This window comes from Pseudomonas sp. LF-5, from assembly GCF_037626295.1.
In the GTDB taxonomy this organism is placed as follows: domain Bacteria; phylum Pseudomonadota; class Gammaproteobacteria; order Pseudomonadales; family Pseudomonadaceae; genus Aquipseudomonas; species Aquipseudomonas monsensis.
Genome location: NZ_JARKMT010000006.1, coordinates 106,677 through 120,730, shown reverse-complemented (window position 1 = coordinate 120,730; position 14,054 = coordinate 106,677). Strand labels below are relative to the sequence as shown.

Below are 14,054 nucleotides of genomic sequence, written 5' to 3'. Positions count from 1 at the left end.
CAGATTGGGGCGAGTGGGCGGCTACAGAATTGGACACAGAAACGATAACCCTGCATCGCATGGTCCGGGCAGCGAGGCGACACACTCGTTCGCCAGTCATCCCGAATTCTTTCAGCAGGATCTTTATCATGAACGATGTGTCAGGACGCACCGAACGCGCCGCAACCCCCTCCGGCAGAACCAGACTGCCGCCACTCAGTCCGGGATTTCTCACGCAAGAGGATGCTGCGTACTGGGTACATACGAGGATTCCGCTAAAGGCGAAAAAGGAATACGGCAGCTTGATTCTGCTGCGACCGGATGGAAAGTTCGTCGCCAGTTCACCTGTGCCCGGAGACGCAACCACCTTCGATATGAGCGTCCTCGTCGACTTCGATGCCTCCGGCGATCTCCAGCCGCCAGCAGGCTATCGCTTTGCCGCAAACGTCCACAGCCATGTCGCGTTACACGCAGAGGTTGGCGAGGCTTATCCAGAGCTGGATGAGATGGGGCTGCGGTTGTTCGTCAATTTCTTTTCCGACGTCGACTTTATGGGCGATGTCGACGGCCGGGCCTGGTTTCGCAGCGCCTATCTGTCCGGGCCTGACGGGACATTGCTCAAGTACACTGCCAGTGGTTCAGAGGCGGAGCGTGAGTATTACCGTTGGCATGAAGCAGGCGCGCGGCCGGGCCGTGAGCCATGGACGCGTGACGCGTTGAGCATCATCAATAAACTGGCCATGCTCGGTGAGCTGAAAGTCCTTGTGTCGAATGCCGACTGGGGGTACTCGGTGGGCGTCGTACCGCCTGACTGGCAACGCGGGCAGGGATTTTCCACGGGTAGGGTGACTGAGTTGCCGCTGATGACGCGCGTTTGCGTCAGCGCCGATCGGGCTGTGCTCGCTGCGTTGAAATCCAGAGGTGCGCAGACCGCCGGGCTGGTACTGAAAAAACTCACTGGCGAAGAGTATGTCGCGACCCATGCGCGTGCGGCCGGGCTGTCCGCATGGGACCCGCAGAAAATCTTTCCGGTGGGCCGTGACGGGAAATTGAAACTCCTCACAGGCTATGCGCTCGAGGGTTTTTACTGCGCCTCCCGGCCGGATCCTGTGCGCACATCCCCTGCGCAGGCGTGGCTGTACGAGAACTTCTTCACACCGCAGGAAATGGCACTGGCCATTGCAAGTCGTGGCCGCGCCCGGCATCTGGCGGCGCCCGACAGGCCGTTGGCGTTGTACCTGCAGACCCGTGATGCCGCGATGTTGAAGTACACCTTCAGCGGCGATCCGGTCGAAACCGCAATGAGCATCGAGCAAGCCGATGGCAGCGTCACCGATCCGGGACTGCAATCGAGGTTGCTGGCCGGGACACTGCGACCGCGTGAGTTCGTGTCGATCCTGGTGATCAGTGGTCGGCTGGACGTTCTGCGAGGCAGTGCGCTGTGGCCGCGGCTGGGGCGCGTAGATCTGCAATGGCAGCCCTTTGCGAATTTCCCCTGGCCAGGTCTGAGTGATGACTTCCTCTCGGCCGAGGATGCCGTTCGATATGCACACGAACAAGTCGGCAATCGGCGTGATCGTACATTTGTCGGTTACGTCTTTCAGCGCCGCGCCGACGAGCGCTTCGTGGTCACCGAACCCCTCGCGGGTGACATTGAGACGCTTGCCTCGGGCGGTCTTTATCCGCGGGACCATCATGGGCAGACCATTTTTCCCGATGACCATGTGCTGCGCGGTCGATATGTGTCGCACGGGGCGCTGTCGCAGCTCGAACCGGTGGTGATTGACAGTTTCAAGTGGACGCACGAAGAAGCAGCCCTGAGCCTGCAGATGTTGAATGTCGATGAGGTCCGGCAGGCGTGGCTCGACAAAACTGCGCTTTATGTCTCAGGGGCGGCGAACAGTCTGCTCAGGTATGAACTGTCCGAGGGCGCCAGTGGCCGAGAGCTTGCCGCCCGTTTGGGGACACGTGAAAATCCCGGTTCGCTGGCGTTGAAACTTGCCAGTGGTGAACTGCGACCACAGGACTTTGTCCGCCAGCAGGCAGCGGCCGGCCGGTTGACGGTGCTGCTCGACAACCCCCTGTGGGGATATCGCGGTGATGTACCTGCAAACTGGACCATGATGGCGGTGCCGTTGGCAGGAACATCCGTGCCGACCACACCGGACCCTGCACTGCCCGATCAACTGCCGGCCCCCCCCGCCATGCATCCGAACAGGCCATTGGACCTATCGCCGATTTTCTCCCGTGGCGAATTTCTGTCGACATCGACGCTTGCCTGGAAACGCCCTGACAGGGTCGCCTGCGGAGCGGTTTTTCCTTCGGCGGATGAGGCGGCGCAGGATCAATCGGCGCGTGCTGCGCATTTGCAGGACGAAACCCGAGCGTTGTTCGGATTTATCCTCAAGCATCGCGAACGGGAGGAGTACGTCGCCACTGAAGGGGTGCCCGTCAACGGCCGTGGCGACAATCTGTTTCAACTGGGGATGTTGTTTGGCATAGGGCTTTCAGAGCCCGGCTACCTCTACCCGGACGGCTTCAGTCTGTACGGCAACTTTTACGTGCACCATGAGGTGAACGGTCTCGCCAGCGGGACAAGCGCGTGGCTGGCACGGCATTTCATTTCACCGGATAACCTGACGGTGGCGATGTACTACTCGCCCAGTCGTCCGGTGCGCCCCTCTGGTCTGCCCGCCGCGTTGTATATCAGTACTCAGGACGGTGCCCTGCTGAAGTACGTAAGAAGTAGCGCGAGCAAGCTGTTCCATGACGATCTCTCCAGCCGGAGACTTGAAACCATCAAGCAAGACCTGGCATCAGGTCAGTGGCAGCCAGTGGACTTCGTCCATGAGGTTGCCGGCAGCGGTGAACTGTCTGTCCTGCGCACGAGCCTGTGTTGGGACCGGGTCGGACGGGTAAGCAGTGCCTGGAAACCCTTCGCGAACCTCGAGCGTCGCTGGCTCGGCCCGGTGTTCCAGAGTGCTGACGATGCGGCGGTACATGCCCGTCTGCAAGTGCCGGCCTCCGCCGACGGTCCTTATGGCGGAGTGATTCTGAAAACCGCCGAAGGCCTGTTCGTTGCCACGCTGCCGATCAAGGTGTCCCGGGAAAATTTCGATGTCACCGAGGTGTTCCCGTACGAAAGTATCAACGCCGGACTGGCTCCGGCAGACTGCTACATCGTTGCACGTTACCGCTCGAGAGTCCGGCGAGAACTGTCGGTGATTTTTTCCGGACCCGACAAGCAGCTTTACCTGAATATGCTGTCGGTCGACACCGTCTACTCGGCATTCAACCGCACGATGCCGGGGACGTGGGACGAATACCTGTTCGCGCCCGACGGTTCGTTGATTCGCTATCAGGCAGGCCTTTGGGACCGCGTGCTCGCCGACCTGTCACAATCCCTGACCGACACCGGCCATGTACCTCCTTCGCTTGATGCCGAGACCGTCAGGCAGCGCATCCGCAGCGGCGCATTGAAGATGGATAAATGGGTCGGCTCGCTGGCCGAGTCCGGCTATTTGCACGTGGTGGTCGGCAGCGATATTTGGGGCGCGCCCCGTCATGTCACTCGCTGGGTGCCCTTCGCTGCGGATTTGCTGCCCATTGCCGATTACCACAAAGCCACCCATGCACCGGTCTGCAGTCCATTGTTCATTCAGGCCGATGCCGCCGCCACGTATGTTCATGAGGCGGTCGTTAGCCGCGATACGCTGACCTTCGGTTTTATCCTGCGCTCCGAGAGCAATGCGTTCATTGCCAGCCTGCCGATTGCGGCGCAGGGTTCGCGGTTGGCGCTGGACCGGGTCTTCGAGCAGGGGCGGATAAACTACGGTCATGGGCTGGAGGCTATTTATCTGCGTGCATCCTTTCCGCCGTTGGGCGCGCGGCACAATGACGTGCGCAGTGTGTTTCTTTCACCGACCGATGTCTTGCAAGCCTGCCGACGGGCCAACACGCCCCAGGGCTATTTACCCATCTACATTTCCTGCGCCGACGGGGCACTGTTGAGATTGCAACTGCATGCCTTCGAACCCGGTGAGTTCTACGACAGGCACGGGCAGATCGAACTGCGCCCCAACACGTTCGATTCGCCCGCGCAGGCGGCGAACGATGAGCGTGACATGGCCAAAGGCACGTTCGTGCTTGCCGATTACGTGCGTCGAATGGCCCGGGCGGGCAAGCTCGACGTGCTGCAAACCAGCGAGTATTGGTCGCGCCTGGGCTGGATTCGCGAGGAAAGAGAACCTGTCGAGGGCGAGACTGCCGACGATGAAAGATGGCGCAACCATCCGGAGCCGGCGTTGGGGCCGGTGTTCCATCACGCTGACGATGCCGCCCGCCATGCCGGCAGTCGAACCGGCGAACCGGTCATCGACCGAGGGTACGAAGGGGCGATACTGGCGCACAGCACGAGCAATCGCTTTGTCCCGCTCGAACCGGTTGCCGTTTCGGCGCGTCAAAGCCGCCCGCTGGCACGGATATTCCGCGCCTCCACGGATCCGTCGACCGGTTGGCGCGACCCCGCCCCGCGATACCCTGAGGGCTTTTCCCTGGTTGCCAGTCATCAACTGCACCTGTCCGGGAACACCTCGCTTGGTGTCGATTCGGAGCACGTGCAGGCCAACTTCGCCTCGCCGGCTCAGCTACAGGCGCATACCCATCAGCTCAAGGATCAGGGTTTCGCGATCCAGACCTACTACTTTTCAACGCCCCACGGCGTTTTGCTCAAGTACATCCCGGTCTATACAGCCGCCGAGAGGAAGTTGCTGTCGACCCGGCAGGTGGCGTATGAAAAGGGCCGATGGGTCACACGGCTGAGCCCCGGCGAGTTCATTTCCAGGCTTGGGGCGCTGGGCGAATTGTCAGTACTGGTCGCCGGCCACTACTGGCGCCAGACCGGGCGACAGGGTGCCACCTGGCCGATTGGCCGTCAGCAAACGCCCAGCCCGGGCATTGTTCGCCGCAGGGATGAGTTGTAGGCGCCGATCAAGGCCGCTTGACGCGGGTGACAGGTGTCACCCGCGTGCAAGGGGTCAACCGGGCAGATCTGCCGTTTGCTGACCGAGTCGCGCCAGCAAAAACCGGTCCAGCAACCACACCACCACCAGCGAAGCCCCCACCAACGGAAACACCACCGCCAGCGCGAGCATGATCACCACGCCGGTTTTCCATTTCGGCAAGTCATGGCGCAGCGGTGGTACGCCGAATTTGCCCTGTGGTCGGCGCTTCCACCAGATCACCACGCCACTGACGGCACTGAGCAGAATCATCAGGCAGATCAGCAGCACGACGATCTGGTTGAAGGTGCCGAACATTTTGCCTTCGTGGAGCATCACGCCGATTTCCGTGGCGCGGGCCACCGCGCCGTACTGTTCGAATCGCACATCGGCCAGCACCTTGCCGGTGTATTGATCGACGTGCAGGGTGGCGTCGTTGCGCGGGTCATCGGCGAACACGGCAATGGTGAATACCCCGGTGGCGGTCTTCGGCAGGGTGATGCTGTAGCCCGGCTCGACCTTGCGTTCAATCGCGATGTTCTGCACGTCTTGCAGGCTGATGGCCGGCGCAGCGGGGCCGTGTTGCATGCCGCCGTGGGCCATGTGCTCGGCGTGGTCGCCGGACATCGGCATCGGCGTGTTTTCCATCGCCCACGGCACCGTCTGGCGCGCGGCGTTGTTGAGGCTGCCGGCCTCGACGTCGGAGGTCGGCACGTTGTTCCACATGGCGGCGGGGAACACGTTCCAGACCTGGGCGTACTGCTTGCCCCAGAACCCGGTCCAGGTCATGCCGCTGAGCAGCATCACCAGCAGCAATGCCGCGCCCCAGAAACCGGTGACCGCGTGCAGGTCACGCCACAACACGCGCCCGCGGCTGTTCAGGCGTGGCCACAAAATGCCCGCTGCCTGACCGCGCGGCCACCACAGGAATACCCCCGACACCACCAGCACCACGCCCCAACCGGCGGCCATTTCGATCAGGCGATCACCGACCGTGCCGATCATCAACTCGCCGTGAATGGCACGGGCGATGGCTTGCAGATTCCGCTTGGCATCCTGTTCGCCAAGGATGTCGCCATGGTAGGGGTCGATGAATACGTTGAGTTCGTGTTCAGCGTTCTTGACCACGAACTGCGCGCTGCGTCCGGCGTTGGCCGGCGGCAGGTACTGGGTGATCTGGCCCTGTGGATAGGCGCTTTTCACCCGTTGCAGCAAGTCATCGGCGGGCACGCTGTGGTGACCGACCGGGACGTTGAGCAGGCTGCTGTACATCAGTGAATCGAGTTGCGGTTTGAACAGATAGATGATGCCGGTCAGGGCCAGCATCACCATGAACGGGGCGACGAACAGACCGGCGTAAAAATGCCAACGCCAGGCCAGGTTGTAGAAATTCGGTTTGGGCTGTTTCATCACGTGTGCTCCGCTTGGCTTGGATCTTTTAGTTGTTCTGCAACCCTTGTGGGAGCGAGCTTGCTCGCGAAGGTGTCGTATCAGGCTGCATCTATGTTGGATGTGCCGTTCCCTTCGCGAGCAAGCTCGCTCCCACAGGGTGGGATTTGACTGTTAGAAGCTCATGTCGACCTTGGTCCAGAGCGTACGCCCCGGTTCATTGATCGCTTGCGGGTCGTTGGCCGGGTAGCCGAATCCGGCGTTACCCGCCAGGTTCAGGTGTTCGGCGTAAGCCTTGCCGAACAGGTTGTCGACGCCGCTGCTGACCTTCCAGTTTTTGTTGATCCGATAGGCGCCGTTGAGCGAGAAGACGCCAAAGCCGCCGCTCTTGTCGTAGTCCTTGCCGACGACGTTGCCCTTGTTCTGGTCGATGCGGTGTTGCGCCGCGACCACCCGCCACAGCGCCCCGGCGCTCCAGTTGTCTTCGCTGTAGGTGAGGCCGAAACGCGCATCCAGCGGCGGCATTTGCGGCAGGGCTTTGCCATCGCTGCTGTTTTTGCCCCAGGCGTAGGCCAGGGTCGCGTCGGCTTTCCAGTGATCGGTGAGCTTGTACGCCGCACCGAGTTCGCCGCCCATGATTCGCGCGTCGATGTTCTCCGCGCGCGAGCTGCTCATGCCCATCATCGTCGGCGTGTAGTCGAACAGGATGTAGTCGCGCACCACGCCGATGTAGCCCGAAGCCCAGGCTTCAAGGTCGGCATTTTTGTAGTTCACGCCGAAGTCGAGCTGGGTGGTTTTCTCCGGTTTGATCGAGTCGAACGCATTCACCGAACCGGCCGGGCCGGACTTCGGTGAAAACAGTTCCCAGTAATCCGGGAAACGTTGCGCGTGGCCGAGACCGGCGTAGAGGGTGGTCGGGCTGTCAGCCAGGTCGTGCTCGTAACGGACAAATCCGCTGGGCAGGGTGTCGGCACGCGTGTCGTCGGCGGTCGGGTTCGGCCGGCTCATCATTCCGGAACCGGTGGTCTGCCGATAATCCTTGGCCGAAGCGCGGTCGACCCGCACGCCGGTGATCAGGCGATCACGGTCGGCGGCGTACCAGGTCATTTCGCTGAACACGCCGTAGTTATGGAAATCGGCGTCCTTGGTGTACGGCAGGTCCTTGTAGGTGTCGATGCCCATCGCGCTGCGTTGGCGATGTTCGTTGGTCTGTGCGTCGAGGCCGGTGATCAACTGGATGTCGGCCCAGCGCCAGGTCGCCTTGATCCGCGCGCCGAGGGTGCGCCGGTCGACGTTGGACGCCATGGGCCCGGCCATCATCCCGGTGCCGGACGGCGTGCGCAGGGTGTAGTTGTCCATCACGTGGTCGGCGTAGTTGTAGTAGACCTGCGCTTCGAGTTTTTCCAGCACATCCGTGATGTTGGACTTTTCGAAGCGCAGGCCGAGGCTTTCGCGCAGGAACTGCGAACCGTCCATGCCGCGTCCGGCGTAGCGCGCCTCGCCGTCGCCCTTGCCGGCGGTGAGTTCGATCAGGGTGTCGGCGTCCGGGGTCCAGCCGACGGCGATGTCACCGTTCCACTTGTCGTAGCGCGAGGCGACGATGTCGTTGTTGCCGTCGCGGTAGTCATCGGAGTGCGCGGTATTGCCGATCACCCGCACGTAACCCAACGGCCCCCCGGCCGCAGCGTCGACGACTTTGTCGAAGCGGCCGTGGGAACCGGCGAGGATGCTTGCATTCACTCGCGTACCGAGTTCACCGAAACTCTCCGGCTCACGGTCGAAAAGGACGGTGCCGGCCGATGCGCCGGGGCCGTACAGCACGGTTTGCGGGCCTTTGATCACCGTGAGTTTGTCGTAGGTTTCCGGCGAGATGTACGAGGTAGGCGCGTCCATCCGGCCCGGGCAGGCGCCGAGCATCATGCTGCCGTTGGTGAGAATGTTCAGGCGCGAACCGAACATGCCGCGCAGCACCGGATCACCGTTGGTGCCGCCATTGCGCACCAGGGCGAAACCGGGAATGGTTTTCAGGTAATCACCGCCATCACTGGCCGGCACCGGTTGGCGCGGGTCCTTGGGATTGGTGACGATGGTCAGCGGCGAGCTCGGGGCGAGGGCGGTGATCACCGTTGGACTGAGTTCTTCGTTGTGACCGGCGTGATCATCGGCCAGCACCAGCGGGGACAGCAGGACGCCGCAAAGGACGGCGGTAGCGTGCGAGAAACGAATACGCGATGCGTTCAGCGCGAAGGACGCCTGAGCTGCGCTCAAACGTGGAACAGCGGAAAACCTGGACATGACAATTTCCATCAAACAGTCGTAAACGACACGGACGGCAGCCTGGAGCTGTCTTTTCAACCGTGTGCAATCAAAGGTGCGGTGTTTACGCGGCGACGGGCGGGGCGCGGGTGCGGGCGCCAGGGAAGAAGGTTCGCCGGGCATGACCCAGGCGCGGGGAGGGCGGGGTGAAAGTGTTGACGTGGGCGATGCTGAACGTGGTGAAACTGCCACCACCGGTCAGCGCCGGGCAATTGAACAGCAGGCTGCAATAACCGCATTTTTCCCACAGAACGTGGTGCGAGGATTGCGGCGGGCAATGTTCGGCGCCGGGCTGCGCGTCTTGACCACCGTGATCCATGCCGGGCATGTCCATGCTCATCGACATGTCCATGCTCATCGGCATGGACGTCGAGGCGTGTTGATCCATCGGCATCGACTGAGAAATCAGCGGGCCGATGAAGATCATCATCATGGCGAACAGGGCGATCCAGCTACCGCGGGTCAGAGTCTGGCTCTGGCGATGCCTGCTGGACGCCCCGGCGCGTTGCGGGCGCACGGGCGTGGTCAACCGGATCGGTTACTGGGCGTGATCGTGCGTCTTGGTTTCCGCTGGCTTCTTCTGCACGGCAACCTCGACGGTCACGTTACCGGCCTTCTCGAAATGCAGGGTCAGCGGGAAGCGTTTGCCATCGCTGAGCAGGCTGCGGTCTTTGGGGTTGAGCAGCATCACGTGATAGGCCATCGGCGCGAACGTCACCTTGCCGCCGGCAGGGATCACCACGTTGGGCACCTGCTGCATTTTCATCAGATCGCCCTGCATTACATGCTCATGCAGCTGCGCTTGGTCAGTGATCGGCGAATCGACGCTGAGCAGGCGGTCGTCGGTCTTGCCGGGATTGCTGATCACAAAATAAGCGGCAACGGTCGGCGCATTGGGCGGCAGCTCCTGCGACCACGGGTGAGCGATTTCCAGCTCGCCGGCCTTGTATTCGTGGGCATGGGCGAAGCACGCAGGCAGCAACAGCGCAGCGATGACGAAGAGTTTGTTCAACATGGCAGTTCTCCAGAACGATTTGATACGCAGGTCAATTGCGAGAACAAATCAAACCAGAGGCGAGGCGCGGGGGTTGAGGCTCGGCCATTGCTGGCGCGGTGTCGGTGTTTGCAACGAGGGTGGCGCCACGCTGCGATTGCTTTCGTAGCGGGCGAAATACAACTGCGGTGTATGACCCGGCAACGCCACCAATGGCGCCGAGCCCGAGCAGCACCAGCAATGCTGCATGTTCGAATGAGTGTCGTTGTTCGGGGCCTTCTGATCGGTGGCGCCGATGTCGATCGCCACCATCTTCGTCCCGCTGCCGGTGCAGAAACTGCTCCACAGCAATTGTTCGGCCGGTGAACTGGCCGTCTGCGCCATCGCCCCGGTCATCGGCATGGCGAGCATGTTGAACAGCACTGCGAAGCAGGCGATCCAGGCAAATGCGAGCCGGTGTCGGTTCATGGGACAGATCCGTTGGGTGGGCGATCAGGCGCGGGCTATTTAGCCTGATCAGGGCCGATAAGTAAAAAGGCGTCGTGCGGTTTGGTGTCGCAGATCAATCAAACCGCGACGGCGTGCAATCTCAAACCCAAAGCCTTCATGACCTTCATGATAGTTGCGAATTCGGGGTTACCAGTGCTGCTCAGCGCTTTATAGAGACTTTCACGACCCAGGCCGGCATCACGTGCCACCTGTGTCATGCCCTGAGCTCGGGCTATGTCATTCAGTGCTGCACGGATGAGTACGCCATCGCCTTCATCATCATCAAAGCAAGCGTCCAGATACGCCGCCATATCCTCGGGAGTTTTGAGGTATTCGGCGGCGTCGAAACGGGTGAATTTTTCGGTCATGACTTACTCCTCATTACCGATGCTATGTGCCATTTGTACGGCGCGCTTGATATCACGCCGTTGTGTCGATTTATCGCCCCCGATCAAAAGCAGATAAATCACGTCGTCTCGACGAGTGAAGGACATCCTGTAACCAGGACCGTAGTGAACACGCATTTCGTAAACGGTGTCACCGACAAAACCGTAATCGCCAAAGTTGCCATGTTCGGCTGCTCGAAGTCTGGAGATGATTCGGCCTTTGCCGATGATGTCTTTCAACGAGTCGAGCCATTCGGAAAATACATGGGATCGTTCAAGTCGATCATGTCAGGGTTGTATTCCTTGGGATACAGTCTGGCAAGCCGCTTTTCTGCGGTTGTCTGCCTGTATGGATTAAAGGAACCGAAGTATTGGGCGAGGGGAAGCGAAGACCAGTCGGGTGCTTCCTCAAAACAAGCCGGTTAATTCGCAGATAAATTTGAAATCAGGAAAAGTCTGACGTGAGCAGTGCATTAAGGACTTCAGACGTCGTCAGAAACTCCCGATCAACCCCCGGCAACACCGGCCGCTTCAACACCAGCACCGGCACTCCCAACTCCCGCGCCACTTCCAGCTTCGGCTCGGTCGCGGTGCTGCCGCTGTTCTTGCTGATCAGCACATCAATTTGCCGGCGCTCAAACAGCGCACGCTCGTCTTCCAGCAGAAACGGCCCACGGGCGCCGATGACTTCGCAGCGTTCGTTGCCGGGGTAGACGTCGAGGGCGCGCAGGGTCCAGAACTGCTCGCTGGGGATTTCGTCGAGGTGTTGCAGTGGCTCGCGGCCGAGGGTGAACAACGGGCGGCGGAACGGTTTGAGGGCTTCGGTCAGTTCGGCCCAGTCGCTGACCTCGCGCCAGTCGTCACCCGCTTGTGGCTGCCACGCGGGGCGGCGCAGGGCCCAGCAGGGGATGCCGGCCCGTTGCGCGGCGCGGGCGGCGTTATGGCTGATTTGCGCGGCGTAGGGGTGGGTGGCATCGAATAGCAGGTCGATGCCTTCCGCGCGAATGAACTGCGCCAGCCCTTCGGCGCCGCCGTAGCCGCCGACACGCACCTGGCAGGCCAGGTCGGTCGGCACCCGGCCCACGCCGGCCAGGCTGTAAATGTGTTCTGGCCCCAGCGTGCGGGCGATGGCCAGCGCTTCGGTGACGCCGCCGAGCAACAGCATCCGCTTCATGCAAAACCTCCGGCGTGGCCGACAATGCCGCCCTGACGATCAATCGCAAACACCTCGACCTGCACCTGCGCCGGCACCACGCTGCGGGCGAAATTCAGCGCATGGCGGCAGACCTCATCACCGAGCGCAATCCCCGCCGCACTGGCCATCGCCAAGGCTTGCTGACTGGTATTGGCCTCACGAATGCCTTGCTGCAACGCCTCATCGGCGCCAATCGCCGCCGCCCATTCCGCCAGTTGCGGCAGGTCGATACTGGAATGCCGCGAGTGCAGATCCATGTGCCCCGCTGCCAGTTTGCTGATCTTGCCGAAGCCGCCGCACAGGCTGAGTTTATCCACAGGCACTTTGCGCAGATGCTTGAGCACTGCGCCGACGAAGTCGCCCATTTCGATTAGGGCGATTTCCGGCAGGTCGTAGACCCGGCGCATGGTGTCTTCGCTGGCGTTGCCGGTGCAGGCGGCGATGTGCAGATAGCCGTTAGTCCGGGCGACGTCGATGCCCTGGTGGATCGAGGCGATGTACGCCGCGCAGGAGAACGGCCGGACGATGCCGCTGGTACCCAGAATCGACAGGCCACCGAGAATACCCAGGCGCGGATTCATGGTTTTCAGCGCCAGCGCTTCGCCGCCCTCGACGTTGACCGTGACCTCGAAACCGCCGGCATAACCGGTTTCTTCAGCGAGCAGGGTCAGGTGATCGCTGATCATCTTGCGCGGCACCGGGTTGATGGCCGGTTCGCCCACGGCCAGCACCAGCCCTGGCCGGGTCACCGTGCCGACCCCCAGGCCGGCATTGAAGCGAATGCCCGGTTCCGCCATCAGCCGCACTTGCGTATAGAGCAACGCACCGTGGGTCACGTCGGGATCATCGCCGGCATCCTTGATCGTCCCGGCCTCGGCGCCGTCGGCGGTCAATCGGCAGAACTCCAGACGCATCTGCACCTGTTTGCCTTTGGGCAAGACGATTTGCACGGCATCTGCCGCGACGCCGCCCAGCAGCAGGCGTGCCGCCGCGAGACTGGTGGCGGTGGCGCAGCTGCCGGTGGTCAGCCCGCTGCGCAGGGGGGCGGGTTGTTCGCCGGTCTCGTCACGCATCGCGGGGTTTGACCAGGTCGAGCAGCGTGATCGGCAGCGCCTGGCGCCAGGTGTCGAACTCGCCAAGCGGCTGCGCCTGGGCCACGTGAATGCGCGTCAGCTCGCCGCCGTGGCGTTCCCGCCAGTGCATCAGGGTGATTTCGCTTTGCAGGGTCACCGCGTTGGCGACCAGTCGCCCGCCGGGTTTGAGCTGCTCCCAGCAAGTCTCGAACACGCCTTCGCGGGTCACACCACCGCCGATGAAGACGGCGTCCGGACGCTCCAGCCCGGCGAGGGCATGCGGTGCCTTGCCGCGAATCAGTTGCAGGCCGGGCACGCCCAGTGCATCGCGGTTGTGTTCGATCAGTGTCTGCCGGCCCTCATCCGCCTCGATGGCGATGGCGCGGCAACTCGGGTGCGCGCGCATCCATTCGATGCCGATCGAGCCGCACCCGCCGCCCACGTCCCACAGCAGTTCACCGGGGATTGGCGCGAGGCGGGCGAGGGTGATGGCCCGGACATCGCGTTTGGTCAGTTGACCGTCGTGCTGAAACGCCGAGTCCGGCAGCCCGGCCAGCCGCGACAGGTGCGGGGCGTGTGCGTCGGCGCGGCATTCGATGGCGATCACGTTCAGATCGGCAATCGGCGGGTTGGCCCAGTCATGGGCGTTGCCCGCGATGCGCCGCTCGGCGTCGCCGCCCAGATGTTCCAGCACCCACATCCGGCTCGCGCCGAAACCGCGCTCGCGCAACAGCTGCGCGACCGCCGCGGGGCTCTGCCCGTCGTTGCTCAGCAACAACAACCGCACGCCACTGGACAACGGCGCATTCAGCGCCGCCAGCGGCCGGGCCACCAGCGACAGCGTCACCACGTCCTGCAATGGCCAGCCAAGTCGCGCGGCGGCCAGTGCGCAGGAGGACGGCGCCGGCAGAATCAGCATCTCGTCGCTCGGCAGTTGCCGCGCGAGGCTGGCGCCGACGCCATAAAACATCGGGTCACCGCTGGCCAGCACGCAGATCGCCTCCCCACGCCGCTCCAGCACCGGGGCGAGGGCGAACGGGCTCGGCCACAACTGCCGCTCGGCGCGGATGCACACCGGGAGCAAATCCAGCTGCCGCTGGCCGCCGACGATCCGCGAGGCGCCCATCAGGGCACGCCGGGCATTTTTGCCCAGGCCCTTGAAGCCGTCTTCACCGATTCCCACAACCGTCAGCCAGGGTGACATCTATATTCCTCTAAACACGCCGTTCCGAC

At 62.4% G+C, this 14,054-nt stretch carries 10 protein-coding genes and 1 pseudogene; 1 reads left to right on the top strand and 10 read right to left on the bottom strand.

Going from position 1 to position 14,054, the window contains the following annotated elements; translation table 11 throughout:
* The first annotated feature begins 128 nt into the window (after positions 1–128).
* Positions 129–4,961 (top strand): DUF4329 domain-containing protein, encoded by a 4,833-nt coding sequence (locus PseuLF5_RS18600; protein ID WP_340134283.1) that lies wholly within the window; start codon positions 129–131, stop codon positions 4,959–4,961.
* Positions 4,962–5,015: 54 nt separating this feature from the next.
* Here the strand turns inward: PseuLF5_RS18600 and PseuLF5_RS18595 are convergent, their stop codons facing one another.
* From PseuLF5_RS18595 to cbiE, 10 genes and pseudogenes are all read right to left on the bottom strand, one after another.
* Positions 5,016–6,389 (bottom strand): PepSY-associated TM helix domain-containing protein, encoded by a 1,374-nt coding sequence (locus PseuLF5_RS18595; protein ID WP_186747493.1) that lies wholly within the window; start codon positions 6,387–6,389, stop codon positions 5,016–5,018.
* A gap of 153 nt (positions 6,390–6,542) precedes the next feature.
* On the bottom strand, positions 6,543–8,663 hold the full coding sequence (locus PseuLF5_RS18590) for a TonB-dependent copper receptor (RefSeq protein ID WP_340134281.1): 2,121 nt from the start codon (positions 8,661–8,663) through the stop codon (positions 6,543–6,545).
* An 85-nt stretch (positions 8,664–8,748) separates the two neighbouring features.
* The gene (locus PseuLF5_RS18585; RefSeq protein ID WP_186747489.1) at positions 8,749–9,201 is read right to left on the bottom strand and encodes a DUF2946 domain-containing protein; all 453 of its coding nucleotides are present in this window, start codon (positions 9,199–9,201) and stop codon (positions 8,749–8,751) included.
* Between the two features lie 21 nt (positions 9,202–9,222).
* Positions 9,223–9,699, bottom strand: a complete 477-nt coding sequence (locus PseuLF5_RS18580) for a copper chaperone PCu(A)C (RefSeq protein ID WP_123471016.1) — start codon at positions 9,697–9,699, stop codon at positions 9,223–9,225.
* A 48-nt stretch (positions 9,700–9,747) separates the two neighbouring features.
* The gene (locus PseuLF5_RS18575) at positions 9,748–10,146 is read right to left on the bottom strand and encodes a DUF2946 domain-containing protein (protein WP_340134278.1); all 399 of its coding nucleotides are present in this window, start codon (positions 10,144–10,146) and stop codon (positions 9,748–9,750) included.
* A 98-nt stretch (positions 10,147–10,244) separates the two neighbouring features.
* On the bottom strand, positions 10,245–10,535 hold the full coding sequence (locus PseuLF5_RS18570) for an addiction module antidote protein (RefSeq protein ID WP_003221244.1): 291 nt from the start codon (positions 10,533–10,535) through the stop codon (positions 10,245–10,247).
* A 3-nt stretch (positions 10,536–10,538) separates the two neighbouring features.
* Positions 10,539–10,829, bottom strand: a pseudogene (locus PseuLF5_RS18565) (type II toxin-antitoxin system RelE/ParE family toxin); the annotation flags it as partial.
* Between the two features lie 169 nt (positions 10,830–10,998).
* Positions 10,999–11,727, bottom strand: a complete 729-nt coding sequence (locus PseuLF5_RS18560) for a cobalt-precorrin-6A reductase (RefSeq protein ID WP_340134277.1) — start codon at positions 11,725–11,727, stop codon at positions 10,999–11,001.
* Positions 11,724–12,821: a cobalt-precorrin-5B (C(1))-methyltransferase gene (locus tag PseuLF5_RS18555; RefSeq protein ID WP_186747482.1), complete on the bottom strand. Its 1,098-nt coding sequence runs from the start codon at positions 12,819–12,821 to the stop codon at positions 11,724–11,726. Before PseuLF5_RS18555 ends, PseuLF5_RS18560 begins: the two co-directional genes overlap by 4 nt.
* A complete protein-coding gene (gene cbiE, locus PseuLF5_RS18550) occupies positions 12,814–14,025 on the bottom strand; it encodes a precorrin-6y C5,15-methyltransferase (decarboxylating) subunit CbiE (RefSeq protein ID WP_340134276.1) in 1,212 nt (403 codons plus the stop codon). Before cbiE ends, PseuLF5_RS18555 begins: the two co-directional genes overlap by 8 nt.
* Between the last annotated feature and the right edge of the window lie 29 nt (positions 14,026–14,054).